Source organism: Microbacterium sp. SLBN-146, from assembly GCF_006715145.1.
Lineage (GTDB): Bacteria > Actinomycetota > Actinomycetes > Actinomycetales > Microbacteriaceae > Microbacterium.
On the sequence record NZ_VFMR01000001.1, the window covers coordinates 1,165,524 to 1,180,924 of the forward strand.

Sequence of the window (15,401 nt, forward strand, 5' to 3'; positions counted from 1 at the left end):
GGATCGACGGAGTGTACAATCCGTGACGTATAGACGTGCGTCTAGTATCGTGCGTCTGCACTGTCGAGTCTGGGGGGACGACGCATGAGTGGAGTTCTACGCGAAGCGGTCGGTGGCGTCGTCGACGTCGACCCGCGCGTGACGGAAGAGTGGATCGCTGCGCTCGACGGGCGGAGTCCGGCGGCGCAGGGGCTCATCGAGCACGCGCGCGCACACCCGGGCCGCGTCATCGGCACGGCGCCGATTCCGGGCAGGGTGGATCCGGCGCACGCCCGCGCCACGGCATCCGTCCTGACGGTCGCTCTCGGCGACGTGCGCCTGTCTTCGGGACGTGGAGGAGCGGCGTCGTGGTCGATCCCCGCGTCCGAGGAGCCGTCCGTGCTCTTCGTCGCACCGTTGCGCGGTCGGCTTCGCGTACGCCGGGGCGACCAGGTCGTGCTGCTCGCTCCGCCCTCGGTGGGCTTCGTCACGGATGATATGGACGTCGTGATCGACGGCTCGGGAGACGAGGTCCAGTTGCTCGTCGCGATGGTTCCCGTGGAGCGGATGCGAGGGCTGGCGCGCGAGCTCGCGCTGCGAGGGCCGACGATGTCGGCGTCGTCACCCGAACAGCGCGCGACGATCTCGTACCTCGGCACCCTGCTTATCGCGGGTCTCGTCGACGAGCAACCCCCGTCGAGCGGATGCGACGACACCGTGGCGACCCTCGTCAGCGCTCTCGCCGAGTCGACCCTCGCCGCTGCGGGACGACGATCACGGGCCACGGAAGTGCGCCAGGCGGCGCTGCGGAGCATCGACAGGCACCACCGGGAATCGACGTTCGGAGTCGACGAGATCGCGCGCGAACTCCATATGTCGCGCCGGCAGCTCTACCGGGCCTTCCCCGATGCGGGCGGGATCGCCGGGATGATCGCCCAGCGACGCCTCCAGACCGCCGAGCGCCTCATGCGCGATCAGCCCGGCCTGCAGTTGAGCGAAGTGGCGGCGCGTTCGGGCTTCTCGACGCCGGGGGTCATGCGCGGTCACTTCCGTCGCGTCTTCGGCACCACTCCGGGGCGTCATCGCGACGGCGGTCAGGAACGCGAAAGCAGCGTCATGAGCGCTATGCCGATGTCGCTCGTCGAAGAGTGAGGCGCTCTCGATCACGGAGTCGTCTGTGCGCGGAGGTGCTCGCCGGCCTCGAGCCACGGGGCGAGGCCCCTGTCGGTGAGGTCTCGGAGCACATCCTCGGAGTCGGCGACGCCGATCGAGTGCAAGACGGCGTGGGCAAGGCGGAGGGGTGGCGTGTCGGGGCGATCCGGCGTTCGCGCCCGAACGATCCACGATCCGATCATGCTCGCGAGGATGTCCTCCGCGGCCTGTCCGACGTCGGTGTCCGAAGCGATCTCACCGTCGATGCGTGCTTCGTCGAGCGAAGCGGCGTACGCCGTGATGAGGTCGTCGAAGACCCTCGGCACCTCGAACGGGAGCGCACCGGACATCACGATGAGCGACGTGCCCGCCGTGAACACCGGGTCGGTGCGTCCCCGCGACGTCGTGCGTGCCAGCAGCGTGAGCAGGGCGCGGATGCCGCGCAACCCGTCGTCCGCCACACCGGTCCGAAGCTCCCCGTGCGTGTGCTCCATCGAGGTGAAGAGCGCCAGCGCAACATCGCGCTTCGAGGGGAAGTGGTAGGCGAGCGAGCCCTTCGTCATCCCCAGTCGCGCAGCGATCGACGACAGTGAGGCCCCCGCGTATCCATGGAGGCGGATCTCTGCTGCGGCGGCGCGCAACAGTCGCTCGCGGGTCTCAGCCGGGGACGGGCGTGGCACGATATCTCCTTCGTCCCCCCACGCCAGCGTAGGTCACGCGCGAGGTCGCCGGTGTCACGGCCGGCGGTCTCCTGCGATGAGTGCCGCCGCGACCTCGCCGACCACGATCGCCGCCGCGTTCGTGTGACCGCGGATGAGCGTCGGCATGACGGAGGCATCGGCCACACGCAGCCCGGTCACACCCCGCACGCGGAGGTCGGGAGTCACGACGGACTCGGCATCCTCCCCCATCCGCGCAGTCCCGACGGGGTGGTAGAGGGTGTGCGAGTAGCGGCGAAGGGCCAGTTCTGCGCGCTCGCCGGGCGTCATCGACTCGCCCCCGGCCGGCTGGACCCACCCCGCGGTGGTGACGGTGCGCAGCGCATCCGTATCGATCAGGCGCTCGCACGCGGCGAGACCCGCCAGCATCGTCGCCTCATCGACGCCCTCGGCATCGCTCAGGTAGGCGGGATCGATGAGCGGCTGCGCGTGCGGGTCGGACGAGCCCAGGCGGATCGTTCCGCGGCTCCGGGGGCGCAGGAGGATCGCACCGACCGTGACGCCCTCGGCCGGCGGAGGTGCGAGACCTTCGCCGACGTAGGGCACGGGGGCGAAGATGATCTCGATGTCGGGCAGGTCCGGTGGTGCGCCGACGCGATCCGCGACGGACGTCCGGAGGAATCCGCACGCTTCCCCCACGTTCGAGGTCAGCATCCCGCGGCGGGACGCCAGGTAGCGCGCGAGCTGGACGACGGACTCCGCGCCGAACAGCGTCCCCCCGCGTGCGGCAGGCGCGAGGCCCGCGACGAGGTGGTCCTGAAGGTTGGCGCCGACGCCGGGCGCGTCGACGAGCGCCGCGATGCCGTGCTCGGCGAGGTGGTCGGCGGGCCCGATCCCGGAGAGCATGAGCAGGTGCGGAGTGTTGATGGCTCCGCCGCACAGGATCACTTCGCGGTGCGCACGCACGTGGCGTGTGATTCCGGCGACCTCGACGTAGACGCCGGTGGCCCGCGGAGCATCCGTTCCCGAGAAGGTGACACGGCGCACATGCGCGTTCGTCAGGATGCGCAGGTTCCGACGCCCGCGCGCGGGCCGGAGATAGGTGTCGGCGGTCGACGCACGCGCGCCCCGGCGCTGCGACACCATCGTCTGCGAGAACCCCTGCCCTTCGGGAAGGTTGGCGGGCGTGACGTGGTGGCCCGCCTCGCGCGCGGCCTCGAGGAACGCGCGCGTGTGCGGCCGCGGATCGCGCTGGTTCTCGACCGCCTGGGTCTCCTCGGTGCGCAGGAAGTACGGAGCAAGCGCCTCCCACGACCAGGTGGGGCCGGCCACGTCCGCCCACTCGTCGTAGTCGGCCGCGAATCCGCGTACCCACATCATGGCGTTGAGCGACGACGATCCGCCGAGGGTCTTGCCACGCGGCCAATAGATCGTCCGCCCGTCGAGCGTCGCCTGGGGGACCGTGTCGTAGTTCCAGTCGTACGCGCTGCGGAAGAGCTTCGAGAACGCCGCGGGAACGTGCAGTTCCAGCGCGCGGTCGGGTGGTCCCGCTTCGAGCAGCAGGACCGTCACGCCCGGGTCCTCGCTCAGCCGGGCCGCGAGGGCCGCCCCCGACGAACCCGCCCCGACGACGACGTAATCGGCGTCGAGAAGCGAACGCCGGCTCATGCGCGGAATGCCTGGACGAGCGTCGCGGCGAGTGCGACCTTGTCGCCGTTCATCCGGAATCGGGTGAGCCCTTCGCTGACGACGGCTCCCGTCTTCGACGTCACGAACCACGGCGGCTTCGGGAGGACCGACCACTGGTCGAAGGTTCGTGAGCGCAGCACGGTCGAGATCGATCGCGGGAACGGGCGGAACGGGCCGCGCACGATCGATCGCTCGACGTGGTCGAGGAGGAGGGCGTTGTGGACGATGCCGATGCCGCTCTCCACGTCGCCGATCGTCGAACCGGGGAAGCCGCCCCACGTCATCGTGGGGGTGATGAAGACGAGCGCCGTCCACGCGTTGACGGCGATGGAGCCGTACCGCAGGTCGGCGAGGGCTCGTTCGAACCCGTCGCCGAGAGCCTGTTCCGTCACGGGGTCGATCAGGAGGTTCGCCCCCAGCGTGCCGGCGAGCTTCTCGTTCGCGTGCGCGACGGCCGTGTCGAGGAATTCCTGGCCGTTGCCGGGCAGTGAGACGACGCCGAGGACGGGGGCGAAGTACTCGGTCGTCTCGATCTCGGACGGATCGTCGTCGGGGCCGATCTCGACGAGCGCACGCGTGCCGTCGGCGCACCAGACGGCGTCGGGATAGTCGGATGCCGCCGCGGCGAGGCTCTCGTCACCGCGCGGGTACCACACCGGTCGCCGGGGTGCAGCAGCGTAGGCGCGGCGAAGTTCGGAGAGGAACGCATCGCGCTGCGGCCAATCGCGGGAGAGCAGGACGGTCTGACCGGCGATGCAGTTGTGGCCGCTGTTCTGGAGCCGCATCGTGACGATGTGCTCGGCGTGATAGCGCAGGTCGGCATCCGACCAGGCGCCGGGCACGACGATGATCGGCGACACCCCGCCGAGCTCGGCCGTAATCGGCTTCTGCAGGAGTGGACGGTTCTCGTTCCGTCGCCGTGTCGTCGCGGCCTTCTGCGCGGCGGTCCCACGCGAAGGACCCCACACGATCGTGTCGAACGTCGAGGCGGCGCCCGTGATGTGGACGTGGGCGATGTCGGGATGCTGCGTCACGTAGCCGCCCACGTCTCCTCCGCCGCGGATGATACGGAGGAAACCCGGTTCGATGAGCGGTGCGAGCGCCCGCTCGAAGATCGGCTCGAGGGTGTCTTGCGTCGGGTTGACCTTGAGGAGGACGACCCGGTTGTGCGCGAGAAGTTCGTAGAGCACGTCGAGCACAGGGATTGCCGTGACGTTTCCGGCGCCGAGCACGAGGCCGATGCCCTGCGACGTCGTCGGTGTGAGCTGGGCGAGTCCCGCGTCGCGGCGGGCCGCGGCATCCGTCACTCCCGGCTCGAACCACACCTCGCCCGAGTATCCGGACAGGAGGAGGTCGTCGATCGCACTGAGAGGGAAGACCTGGGCGCGGCGGCGGTCGCCCGGAGCGGGCTCGGTCGGGATGCCCTCGAGCGGGCTGTCGCCGCGGGCGAGCGTCAGCAGCGTACGGCGGTACGCCTCGAGTGCGACGAGCGTCGCGTAGGGACCGGCGAGCCACTCTTCTCCGAGGAGCGGATGCCGCGGGTCGAGGCCCTTCGACTGGCCGGCGGCGAGTGCCCATTCCTCGGCGACCTCGGCCACGGCGGTGTGCAGGCCGTCGAGGAGCTTCGCCCGCTGCGCGAGCGTGAGGTGGACCCAGGATGCTGCGCCGGTCGCGAGCTCGCCGATGGCGGTGTCGATCGGTGCGCGCTGTTCGTCGGTCAGTGTCGAGGCTGGCTGCGTGGCTGCGGGCACGGCGCTCTCCTTCGTGCGGGAGGTCAAGTCTAGGCGCGCACCACCCCCCCGCGGTCGGTCGGCCTTCGTCCTGCCGGTCGGCCCTCGTCCTGCCGAGAAGACCCGAACTGCGCGGTTTCGGCCCTGAGGTCAGCGGTTTGGGTCTTCTCGCCGACGGGGAGTCCTCCGTCACCGCGGTATACCCGACGGCTCGGCGGGACTCACCCCGCTTCGGAGGGTCGGCCTCCGTCCTGCCGAGAAGACCCGAACTGCGCGGTTTCGGCCCCGAGATGAGCGGTTTGGGTCTTCTCGGCGACTGGAGCGTCGACCGGCGACTGGCGCGTCGACCGGCGACTGGAGCGTCGACCGGCGGCTCGAGCGTCGACCGGCGGGGGAGGGACTGCGGAGGGGGAAGCCGCTGCGGGAGTGCGCGCTACGCGAGCTCGGCGCGGAGGGCGTCGGCGACGGAGCGGAGGCCTGCGAGCGTCTCGGCGAACGACGTCGACAGAGGGGAGAGCCCGATGCGCAGGCCGTGGGGGTCGCGGTAGTCGGGAATGACGTCCTCGGCCCACAGGCGTGCTGTCACGGCCCGCATCGCGGGGTGCGAGAGAGTGATATGCCCTCCGCGGAATACCGCATCGCGCGGGGAGGCCACCGTCACGCCGAGCGGTGCGAGCGTGGCATCCGTCACTGCGATGGCGAACTCCGTGAGCGATACCGACTTCTCCCGTATCGCGTCGATACCCACTTCGTCGATCATCGCGAGCGTGTCCTGCATCGCGAGCATCCCAACGATCGGCGGCGTGCCGGAGAGGAAGCGCCGCATACCCTCGGCGGGGCGGTACTCCGGACCCATCGCGAAGACGTCCGCCGTTCCCATCCACCCCTGGATCGGCTGGGCGAGTGTCTCCTGATGCCGTTTCGCGACGTACGCGAACGCGGGCGAGCCGGGCCCGCCGTTGAGGTACTTGTAGGTGCATCCGACCGCGAGGTCGAAGCCCCAGTCATCCGCTTCGACCGGGACGGAGCCGGCGGAATGACACAGGTCCCACATCACGAGGGCGCCCGCGTCCTGTGCGATACGGGTCAGCTCAGGCGCATCGGCGAGGTGTCCGGATCGGTACGCGACCTGCGACAGCACCACGACGGCGGTCTCCGGACCCACGACCGAAGAGAGCGACTCCGCCGTGACGCCCGCCGAAAGATCGACGTCGATCCAGCGCACACGTCCGCCGCGCTCCCGGGCGATCCCGTCGACGAGGTAGCGGTCGGTCGGGAAGTTGTCGCGGTCGACGACGATCTCGACACGCGTGGGATCCAACGCCTTCTGCGCGTCGAACGCCGCACGGATGAGCTTGTAGAGCAGCACCGTCGTGGAGTCGCCGACGACGGTCTGTCCGGCAGCAGCTCCGATCGCGGTGCGCCCGATCTCGTCGCCGATCGTGAATGGCAGCTGCATCCACGACTCGTCCCATCCGCGGATGAGCCGGCCGCCCCACTCCTCCGTTGCGAACCGCGCGAGACGCTCGACGGAAGCCCGTGGCGGACGCCCGAGCGAATTGCCGTCGAAGTAGACGATCGAGCTCTCGCTGCCGACGAAACGGTCGCGCATCGACCGCAGCGGATCGGCCTCGTCGAGAGCGGATGCCGCGGCGCCGAGGTCGGGGGACGAGTCAGTCTTCATCGTGGACGAGCTCCTCGGTCAGCACGACGGTGGCACCGGCCAGCCAGGCAGGAAGACCGTCGGGGGTGGTGGGCGGGATGCCCGGGATGAACGTCGCGAAGGCTCCCGTGCCGGCGTCGAGCGGCCACGGATCGGTGAGAGTCGCGATGAGCGCCGGGCCCTGGATGCCCGCGTCGTGGAGTGCCCGGAGTTCGTTCTCGTTGACGCCGACCGGCAGGTCGCCGTTGCCGAGATCCGTTCCGTACAGGACGGTTCCGCCGGCCGCCGCGAACCGGGCGAGGTTCGCCGTCGCGTATCCGCTCGCGACCGGGTCGTCGCGGTGGATGTCGAGTGTTGAGATCCACCGCTGACCGGATGCCGCCGCAGCGGCGATCATGCGGGGGCCGAGCTCCTCCGTGAACGGCGCATGCGCGAGAGCGTCGACGCCCGTCCGCAGGGCGAGTCGCGGCATCCCTTCGCCTTCGACGTGTGCGACGACGGGAAGGGACCGGTCGTGAGCCGCCGTGACGATCGCCTCGAGGACCTCACGATCGAAGACGGGTCCCGCGGACGAGTTGAGCGCGACCTTGATGGCGCTCGCTCCGAACGACGCCTGTTCGGCGACCGCCGTCGCGGCGCCACCCGGCTCACCCTCATGCGTGGAGGCGCTCGACACCTCGTGGATCGTGCCGGCGGGGGCCCAGGAGCGCCCCGTCGGGTAGCCTCCGGGCGCCGTGAGGAACGCACCCGCATAGGCGCGCCGGGGCACGGCACGTCGCGGCGTGCGCGCGAGCATGGCGGGATCGCCGCCGAGATCGAGCACGCACGCAATCCCGCCCGCGGTGAGCGCGCGGTCGTCGATGAGGTGCAGGTGGACGTGATGGTCGGTGAAGGACGGCAGGGAGACACCGCGCTCGCCGGTCAGCCCCTTCCGGCATGCGAAAGCCGTCGGACCGAGGAGTGCGGCGAGTTCGAGCGGGTCGGTCACAGCTTGGTCCTCACGGCGAACAGCTCGGGGAAGAACGTGAGCTGCAGGGCGCGTTGCAGGAACGTGACGCCGCTCGAGCCGCCCGTGCCCGTCTTGTGCCCGATGATGCGCTCGACGGTCTTGAGGTGACGGAATCGCCAGAGCTGGAAGTTGTCCTCGAGGTCGACGAGTTCCTCGCACGTCTCGTAGGCCGCCCAGTGCCCCTGCGGGTCGGTGTAGATCTCGGTGAAGACGGGGACGAGCTCGGACGCGAAGGTCCAAGCCTGGGTCACGTCGCGGTCGAGGACGGCGTCGGGAATCGGATAGCCGAGCCGGGCCAGGTGTCGGAGGAACTCGTCGTACAGGCTCGGCGCCTCGAGTGCCGAGGAGACGAGCGCGTGCGCTGCGGGATCGCCCTCGAAGACGCGGAGCATCCCGGCGTTCTTGTTGCCGAGGGTGAATTCGATCGCGCGGTACTGCGCCGACTGGAATCCGCTCGAGTTGCCGAGCACATCGCGGAACTGCACGTATTCGGCGGGAGTCAGGGTCGCTAGGACGGACCACTGCTCGGTGAGCGTCTTCTGGATGTGCTTGACCCGCGCGACGCACTTGAGGGCCGGCGCGAGCTGATCGGCGCGGAGGAAGGTCCGGGCGGCATCCAGTTCGTGAAGCACGAGCTTGAGCCAGAGCTCCGTCGTCTGGTGCTGGATGATGAACAGCAGCTCGTCGTGGTGCTCCGGCTCGCTGAGCGGCCGCTGGGCGGACAGCAGCGTCTCGAGGTCGAGGTAGCCGCCGTAGCTCATGCGATCGGTGAAGTCGGTGACGACCGTTCCTTCGATCGTTCGGGTGTTTCGTTCGACGCCGTCGGTCACGTAACGAGGGTAGTCCCCTCCCGCGCCCGCCCCTGCGGGGCTGGGGGACAATGGAGGTATGACTTCCGACTCCACCATCACGATGTTCGGCGCCCAGTGGTGCGGCGATTGCCGGCGCACCAAGAAGCAGCTGGACGATCTCGGCATCGAGTACCGCTACGTCGACCTCGAGGCGGATCCGGCCGCCGCCGATGTCGCGCGCGAGATCTCAGGGCGCACGAACATCCCCGTGGTCACCTACCCCGACGCGACGCACCACGTCGAGCCCTCCAACGCCGACGTCGAGGCCAAGCTCCGCGAGCTCTCCCTCATCTGACCGGATGCCGCGGCCCCGTGCCCTGGCGGGAGTCCCGCGCCCTCGCCGGGGTCTCGCGCCCTCGCCGGGGTCTCGCGCCTGAGCCCTGAGCCCCTCCGCGAGAAGACCCGAACTGCTGGCCCTCGGGCGCGTTTCGAGCAGTTCGGGTCTTTTCGGCAGATGGGCGCTGGGTCAGCGCGCGGTCGGCGGTTGGCGGTCGGCGGCCGAGGCTCGGTCGGAGGTGACCGCCGAGGCTCGGGATGGGGTGGCCGTCAGCGGCGGCCGAGGCCTCGGTAGGTCCACCCGGCGGCGCGCCAGCGGGCAGGGTCGTAGCTGTTGCGGGCGTCGACGATCTGCGGGCGTGCGACGAGAGGCAGGACCACGGCGGGGTCGAGGTGGCGGTACTCGTCCCACTCGGTCACGAGCACGACGACCTCGGCATCCGTCACCGTGTCTTCGAACGACTCGCGGTAGTCGAGCTGCGGGTGGCGCGCGCGGGCGTTCTCGATCGCCGCGGGGTCGGTGACCCGAACGTCCGCGCCGAGACCCTTGAGGCGCACGGCGACGTCGAGCGCCGGGGAGTCGCGCACATCGTCCGAGTGCGGTTTGAAGGCGAGGCCGAGGACGGCCACCACTTTCCCGTGGGGTTCGCCGTCGAGCGCGTCGATGACGTGGTCGACGACACGCTGGCGGCGGCGGAGATTGATCGCGTCGACCTCCTTGAGGAACGCGACCGACTCGGCACGCCCGAGCTCTTCCGCGCGAGCGGTGAACGCGCGGATGTCCTTCGGCAGGCACCCGCCGCCGAATCCGACGCCGGCTCCGAGGAATCGCTTGCCGATCCGGTCGTCGTGACCGATCGCCTCAGCGAGCTGCACGACGTCGGCGCCGGTGACCTCGGCGATCTCGGCCATCGCGTTGATGAATGAGATCTTCGTCGCGAGGAAGGCGTTCGCCGACACCTTGACGAGCTCAGCTGTCGCGAAGTCCGTCACGATGAGGGGCGTATCGAGCGCCAGCACGGGCGCATACGCCTCGCGGAGTGCGGCTTCGGCGGTCGTGGCATCCGTCGGCTCGGGGGGCAGACCGAAAACGAGTCGGTCGGGCGTGAGTGAGTCTTTGACGGCCCACCCTTCGCGCAGGAACTCCGGGTTCCACGCGATCACCGCACCGGAGTCGCCCATCTTCTCCGCGAGGCGGGTCGCCGTCCCGACCGGCACCGTCGACTTGCCGGCGATGACGTCGCCGGGGTTCGTGTACGGCAGGAGCGAGTCGATCGCCGAATCCACGAACGTCAGGTCGGCGGCCGTACCGCCTCGCACCTGTGGTGTGCCGACGGCGATGAAGTGGATGGTGCTCCCGGCTGCTTCGGCCATGTCGGTCGAGAACCGCAGCCGCCCCGTGGCGACGTGCGCCTGGAGAAGCTCGGGCAGACCCGGCTCGAAGAACGGCGCTTCGCCGCGCGTGAGCGCCGCGATCTTGCCGGGGTCGACGTCGATACCGACGACCTCGTGGCCGAGTTCGGCCATAGCCGCCGCGTGCACGGCGCCGAGGTAGCCGCATCCGATGACAGAGATTCGCATGAATTCCTTTCCCGTCCCCCGGGACCATCATTCCGGTTCGCGGGACCTCTCCGTGCCACCTGAGTGAACATCGTGTAACGGATGGCGTGCGCAGCCGAAGTGTCCCCATGCGACGATGGGTGCTGCACGACCCGCATGAAGGAAAAGTCCCATCGAACTGTCGATCATCGTCCCGACGTACAACGAGGCGCCCAATGTCGCTGAGCTCGTGCGGAGAATCACGGATGCCACGCGCGGCATCGAGTGCGAGGTCGTGTTCGTCGACGACAGTACGGATGCCACCCCCGACGTCGTGCGTGAGGTGGCGGCTTCCTCCGTGGTCCCGGTCCGCCTGATCCACCGCGAGGCCCCTGTCGGGGGACTCGGCGGTGCTGTGCTGGAAGGTCTCGCATCGGCCTCCTCCGATGTGTGCATCGTGATGGACGGCGACTTGCAACATCCGCCCGAGAAGGTCGCGGAGATGCTCGATCGCTTCGGCAAGGGGGACGTCGATGTCGTGATCGCGTCTCGGTACGCGGGAGGCGGGACGGCGCACGGGCTCGCGGATCGCACGCGGGTGTTCGTGTCGAACCTGTCGACGATGGTGACGAAGGCGATGTTCCCCGTGAAGCTGCGGGATGTCACCGATCCGATGACGGGCTTCTTCCTGCTCGACAGACGTGCTCTCGACGTCGAGGGGCTCAAGCCGCGCGGGTTCAAGATCCTTCTGGAGATGCTCGCCCGGAAGAATCTGCGAATCGCGGAGATCCCCTTCGACTTCGCCGATCGTCACGCGGGTGCGTCGAAGGCATCGCTGCGGCAGGGCATCCACTTCGCCACCCAATTGACGATGCTGCGGTTCGGCAAGATGTCGCTGTTCGCCGTCGTGGGTGCCTTCGGCGCGGTGGCGAACATCCTGATCGTCTGGGCGCTGACGGCGCTCCATGTCGACTATGTGATCGCGGCGATCATCGCGTCCGAAGTGACCATCATCACGAACTTCCTGTTGATCGAGCGATTCGTCTTCCACGACATGAGGGGCGCCGCCTCGGGCGGGTGGGTGAGGTTTGCGAAGTCCTTCGCCTTCAACAACGCCGAAGCGCTCATTCGCATCCCGATCCTCGCGCTGATGGTGGAGTCGTGGCATATCTCCGCCGTCCTGGCGACGGCGATCACCCTGGCGGTCGCGTTCATCGTCCGGTTCGTCTTCCATTCGCTCGTCGTTTACGCACCGCGCAAGGAGGAGCCCTCGCGGGCGCGTCGCATCATCGACGACATCGACGAGCAGGTCACCGCCCCCGGCGAGCTGTAGGCACACTCCCGCCGCCGCCGTTCGCGCGTCAGGCAGCGGCGGGTGCCGCGGTTCTCCACTCGGGTCGATCAGGTGGCGGAGGAGGACTCCAGATCCAGGCCCACGCTGGCCTGTCGATCAAGGGCGTCGCGGCGATCCCCGCACCGGGTGGTCCGTTCAGGATGAACGGCCCGGTGCCTTCGCGTGTGATTTTCCATCCGTTGTTGTGGAGCAGCATGTGGTGGTGCCGGCAGAGCAGGATGCCGCGATCGACATCGGTTCGTCCTTCGTCGGCCTGCCAGTGATCGCAGTGATGGGCTTCGCAGTACGACGGAGGTCGCGTGCACCCTGGCCACCGGCATCCGCCGTCGCGCAGCGCGAGCATGAGGCGCTGCGCCCTGCCGAAGAGCCGCTGCTCGCGACCGAGATCGAGGGGGTTTCCCGTGCGGTCGAACTCGGCACGTACGACGCCCGATTCGCACACGGCACGGTCGACGACGGATCCGGGAACGGCGTCTCCGCGGTCTTCCGTGTAGCCCGTTGCGCGCATCCTGCCGAACGCATCGCGCGGACCCGCGGGGTCGTGGACGACGACGAGTCGGACGCCGGGCTGTCGAGTCCCGAACACGTCCTCCGCCGAGGCGACCGCCCCCGCGCGGATGACGTCGAACATGAGGTCGTACGCGAGCTGATCGTTCGATCGTCCGTCGGTCTCGAGTGATGCGGCCGCCGCCTTCTCTTCCGAGTCGACGAACCGCGGACCACCGCGCCGCGGCCGCAGCGCCGAGTCGATGATCGACCGCACCCACGCCGCAGCGTCGTCATCGAAGACGAAATGCCCGTGGTGCTGACCGTTGCGATCACTCCACAGTCGGAACGAACGAGCCTCATAACGCTCGGCGAAGCGCATCTCGGCCCCGGCAGGATCGAGAGCATCGCGGACGGCACGCGCACGAGCTCTGAGTTCTTCGACCGGAAGACCCTGCGCCTCGCCGACCAACTGTGCGGCCGCGATCGACCACACGTCGTTCGCATCGCTCGCGGCGTCGACGGGCGGCTCACCGAGTCCGCCGCGGATGGCGTCATGCTGATCCAGCGTGATCCCGCCCGAGAGGAGCGCGCGCCGCAGGGGTTCGTGCCACGGCGCGGCCTCCGGAGGGACCCCCGCATCGCCGGCGTCCGCTTGCACGATTGCAGCCGAGTCGGCTTCTTCCACGGGAGCCGTCGAGGGGAGAAGCGACTCGCCGACCTGGACGGCCCTGCGCGCAGCCGCGGCCGTACTCCCGGTGATCGACTGGATCATCGCGGCCGGAGTCCGGTGGCCCCGCTTGCTCGCGAGCCCCTGATATCCGCGGTCTCGATGCGATCGGCGGGCAGCAACTCCGGCGGCGATGACGCCGAGCCGGTCGAGGCAGGTCCGTACTGCGGCCACGTGCTCGAGAACCGCGACGAGGTTATCATCGTCTATCTGTTCGATGACATGGACGAGCTGATCGGTCTCAATATCCAATGCTCGCATGGCGTGTAAGCGACCAACGTGTCGCTCAAGCTCTGCCAGGAATGTCATACCCTCATCATGTCAAGAACCACCGACATTAGAATGTAGATCCACGCAATCTGTGGATAACCCGCGTGCGAGAGCGCCCTACTCCGGCGCGAGCACTCCGCCGGACTCGAGGTAGCGCTCGCCCGACTCGGGGCAGACCCAGACGCCGTCGGCGTCCGCGACGAGCGGCTTCCCCACACGTCCGACCCACCCGATGCGCCGTGCGGGAACCCCCACGACGAGGGCGTAGTCGGGCACGTCCTTCGCGACGACCGCCCCCGCCGCCACGAGCGCCCACGCGCCGATCGTGACCGGCGCGATGCAGACGGCGCGCGCTCCGATCGACGCTCCCGTGCCGATCGTGACGCCGACGGCATGCCAGTCGTCGGCGCTCTTGAGGGTGACGTCGGGGTTGACGGCGCGCGGGAACTCGTCGTTCGTCAGCACGGCCGCGGGTCCGATGAAGACACCGTCGCCGAGGCGCGCGGGTTCGTACACGAGCGCGTAGTTCTGGATCTTGCACGAGTCGCCGAGCACGACGTCGGGTCCGATGTAGGCGCCGCGGCCGATATTGCAGTCCGCACCGAGGCGCGCGCCCTCGCGTACCTGCGCGAGGTGCCAGACCCGCGTGCGTGGTCCGAGGTGCGCGGAGTCGGCGACATCAGCGCTCGGCTGGACGACGGGTGCGTCGGTCATGGTGTGTCCTCGCGTGCGTGTGGCGTCCTTATGATGAACCGCGGGGGAGGTCGCGGACGTGACTCAGTATGGCGTGATCGGTGCCGGAATCGTCGGTCTCGCGGTGGCGCGTGCGCTGACTCAGCGAGGTCACGACGTCGTGGTCTTCGAGAAGGAGGACAGGGTCGCCGCCCACCAGACGGGCCACAACTCCGGCGTCGTGCACGCCGGCATCTACTACGCGCCGGGCTCCCTCAAGGCAGAGTTGTGCGCGAAGGGCCGTGTCGCGACCCGCGACTACTGTCTCGAGCGGGGTCTGCCCTACCGCGAGGTCGGCAAGCTCGTCATCGCTGTCGACGAGTCCGAGCTGCCCGCCCTCGCAGGGCTCGAGAAGAAGGCCACGGCGAACGGCGTACCCGGACTCGCGCGGGTCGACGAGAGCGGCATCCGCGACATCGAGCCGGCTGCCACGGGAGTCGGCGCCCTGCACTCGCCGCACACGGCCGTCGTCGACTACGTCGCGATCGCGGAGGAAATGGCGAAGGACGTGACGGATGCCGGAGGCGAGGTCCTGCTCGGTGCGGAGGTCACCGGCATCCGTGTCCAGGGCGACCGGGTGACGATCGAGACGCCGCGGGCGACGCGGACAGTCGATCGGCTGGTCGTGTGCGCAGGCCTGCAGTCGGATGCCGTCGCGAAACTCGTCGGCGCCGACCCGTCGCCCCGCATCCTGCCGTTCCGTGGCGAGTACTGGGAGTTGGATCCCGCGCGCGCCGACCTCGTGCGCGGCATGATCTACCCGGTGCCCGACCCCCGATTCCCGTTCCTCGGTGTGCATTTCACACGTGGGTTTGACGATCATGTTCACGTCGGACCCAACGCTGTGCCCGCCCTGGCTCGCGAGGGGTACCGCTGGCGCGATGTCTCGTTCGGCGACACGTGGGCCTCGCTGACGTGGCCGGGAGCTCTGCCGCTCGCGCGACAGCACTGGCGCATGGGCGTATACGAGACGTGGGGGTCGGTTTCGAAGTCGGCCTACTACCGCCGCGCGCGGAAGTTCGTCCCGGAGCTGCGCCTCGAAGACCTGACGCGCAAGACGGCCGCGGGCGTCCGGGCGCAGGCGTGGGGGCGAGACGGCGCGCTCCTCGACGACTTCGCGATCGACACTGTCGGCCCCGTGACGCTCCTCCGCAACGCGCCTTCGCCCGCGGCGACCTCATCCATGGCGATCGCGGAGTATCTGCTCGACCGGCTGTGACTCCTTCCTTGTGGAAATCCTGAGGAAACGGGTCTTCTCTTCCGCTTCGTCGTGTGGATAGGA

14 protein-coding genes are annotated in these 15,401 nt (G+C 69.2%); 5 read left to right on the forward strand and 9 right to left on the reverse strand.

All coding sequences use genetic code 11. The annotated features are described in order from the left end of the window. The first annotated feature begins 84 nt into the window (after positions 1-84). Entirely contained in the window at positions 85-1,131 is a 1,047-nt protein-coding gene (locus FBY39_RS05050) for a helix-turn-helix domain-containing protein (RefSeq protein ID WP_141930731.1), read from the forward strand. Positions 1,132-1,142: 11 nt separating this feature from the next. Here FBY39_RS05050 and FBY39_RS05055 read toward each other — a convergent pair whose 3' ends face one another. From FBY39_RS05055 to kynA, 6 genes are all read right to left on the reverse strand, one after another. Continuing rightward, positions 1,143-1,811, reverse strand: coding sequence for a TetR/AcrR family transcriptional regulator (locus FBY39_RS05055; RefSeq protein ID WP_160132937.1), 669 nt, complete (start codon positions 1,809-1,811; stop codon positions 1,143-1,145). Between the two features lie 54 nt (positions 1,812-1,865). Continuing rightward, complete coding sequence (locus FBY39_RS05060) at positions 1,866-3,458, reverse strand: GMC family oxidoreductase (RefSeq protein ID WP_141930734.1); 1,593 nt, start codon at positions 3,456-3,458, stop codon at positions 1,866-1,868. Then, positions 3,455-5,230: an aldehyde dehydrogenase family protein gene (locus tag FBY39_RS05065; RefSeq protein WP_141930736.1), complete on the reverse strand. Its 1,776-nt coding sequence runs from the start codon at positions 5,228-5,230 to the stop codon at positions 3,455-3,457. The genes FBY39_RS05060 and FBY39_RS05065 overlap by 4 nt, the downstream gene beginning before the upstream one ends. A gap of 412 nt (positions 5,231-5,642) precedes the next feature. Beyond that, positions 5,643-6,893 carry a kynureninase gene (locus tag FBY39_RS05070; protein ID WP_141930738.1) on the reverse strand — a complete coding sequence of 417 codons (1,251 nt, stop codon included), beginning with the start codon at positions 6,891-6,893 and terminating at the stop codon, positions 5,643-5,645. Next, positions 6,883-7,860: a hypothetical protein gene (locus tag FBY39_RS05075; RefSeq protein WP_141930740.1), complete on the reverse strand. Its 978-nt coding sequence runs from the start codon at positions 7,858-7,860 to the stop codon at positions 6,883-6,885. Before FBY39_RS05075 ends, FBY39_RS05070 begins: the two co-directional genes overlap by 11 nt. Continuing rightward, positions 7,857-8,711 (reverse strand): tryptophan 2,3-dioxygenase, encoded by an 855-nt coding sequence (gene kynA, locus FBY39_RS05080; RefSeq protein ID WP_260837449.1) that lies wholly within the window; start codon positions 8,709-8,711, stop codon positions 7,857-7,859. Before kynA ends, FBY39_RS05075 begins: the two co-directional genes overlap by 4 nt. Positions 8,712-8,769: 58 nt before the next feature. Here kynA and FBY39_RS05085 point away from each other — a divergent pair, with 58 nt between their 5' ends. Continuing rightward, positions 8,770-9,027: a glutaredoxin domain-containing protein gene (locus FBY39_RS05085; protein ID WP_141930744.1), complete on the forward strand. Its 258-nt coding sequence runs from the start codon at positions 8,770-8,772 to the stop codon at positions 9,025-9,027. 251 nt (positions 9,028-9,278) lie between these two features. Here FBY39_RS05085 and FBY39_RS05090 read toward each other — a convergent pair whose 3' ends face one another. Then, positions 9,279-10,589 (reverse strand): UDP-glucose/GDP-mannose dehydrogenase family protein, encoded by a 1,311-nt coding sequence (locus tag FBY39_RS05090; RefSeq protein WP_141930746.1) that lies wholly within the window; start codon positions 10,587-10,589, stop codon positions 9,279-9,281. A 151-nt stretch (positions 10,590-10,740) separates the two neighbouring features. Between FBY39_RS05090 and FBY39_RS05095 the strand changes: the two genes are divergently transcribed. Beyond that, positions 10,741-11,880: a glycosyltransferase family 2 protein gene (locus FBY39_RS05095; RefSeq protein ID WP_141930747.1), complete on the forward strand. Its 1,140-nt coding sequence runs from the start codon at positions 10,741-10,743 to the stop codon at positions 11,878-11,880. A gap of 28 nt (positions 11,881-11,908) precedes the next feature. On the opposite strand, the gene FBY39_RS05100 is transcribed toward FBY39_RS05095, so the two are convergent. Continuing rightward, positions 11,909-13,291, reverse strand: coding sequence for an HNH endonuclease signature motif containing protein (locus FBY39_RS05100; protein ID WP_260838050.1), 1,383 nt, complete (start codon positions 13,289-13,291; stop codon positions 11,909-11,911). Here FBY39_RS05100 and FBY39_RS16665 point away from each other — a divergent pair. Further along, the gene (locus tag FBY39_RS16665; protein WP_260838079.1) at positions 13,220-13,387 is read left to right on the forward strand and encodes a hypothetical protein; all 168 of its coding nucleotides are present in this window, start codon (positions 13,220-13,222) and stop codon (positions 13,385-13,387) included. The genes FBY39_RS05100 and FBY39_RS16665 overlap by 72 nt on opposite strands. Positions 13,388-13,504: 117 nt before the next feature. Here the strand turns inward: FBY39_RS16665 and FBY39_RS05105 are convergent, their stop codons facing one another. Further along, a complete protein-coding gene (locus tag FBY39_RS05105; RefSeq protein WP_141930751.1) occupies positions 13,505-14,101 on the reverse strand; it encodes an acyltransferase in 597 nt (198 codons plus the stop codon). A gap of 58 nt (positions 14,102-14,159) precedes the next feature. Between FBY39_RS05105 and lhgO the strand changes: the two genes are divergently transcribed. Beyond that, entirely contained in the window at positions 14,160-15,338 is a 1,179-nt protein-coding gene (gene lhgO / locus FBY39_RS05110; protein WP_222115659.1) for an L-2-hydroxyglutarate oxidase, read from the forward strand. Positions 15,339-15,401 lie beyond the last annotated feature (63 nt).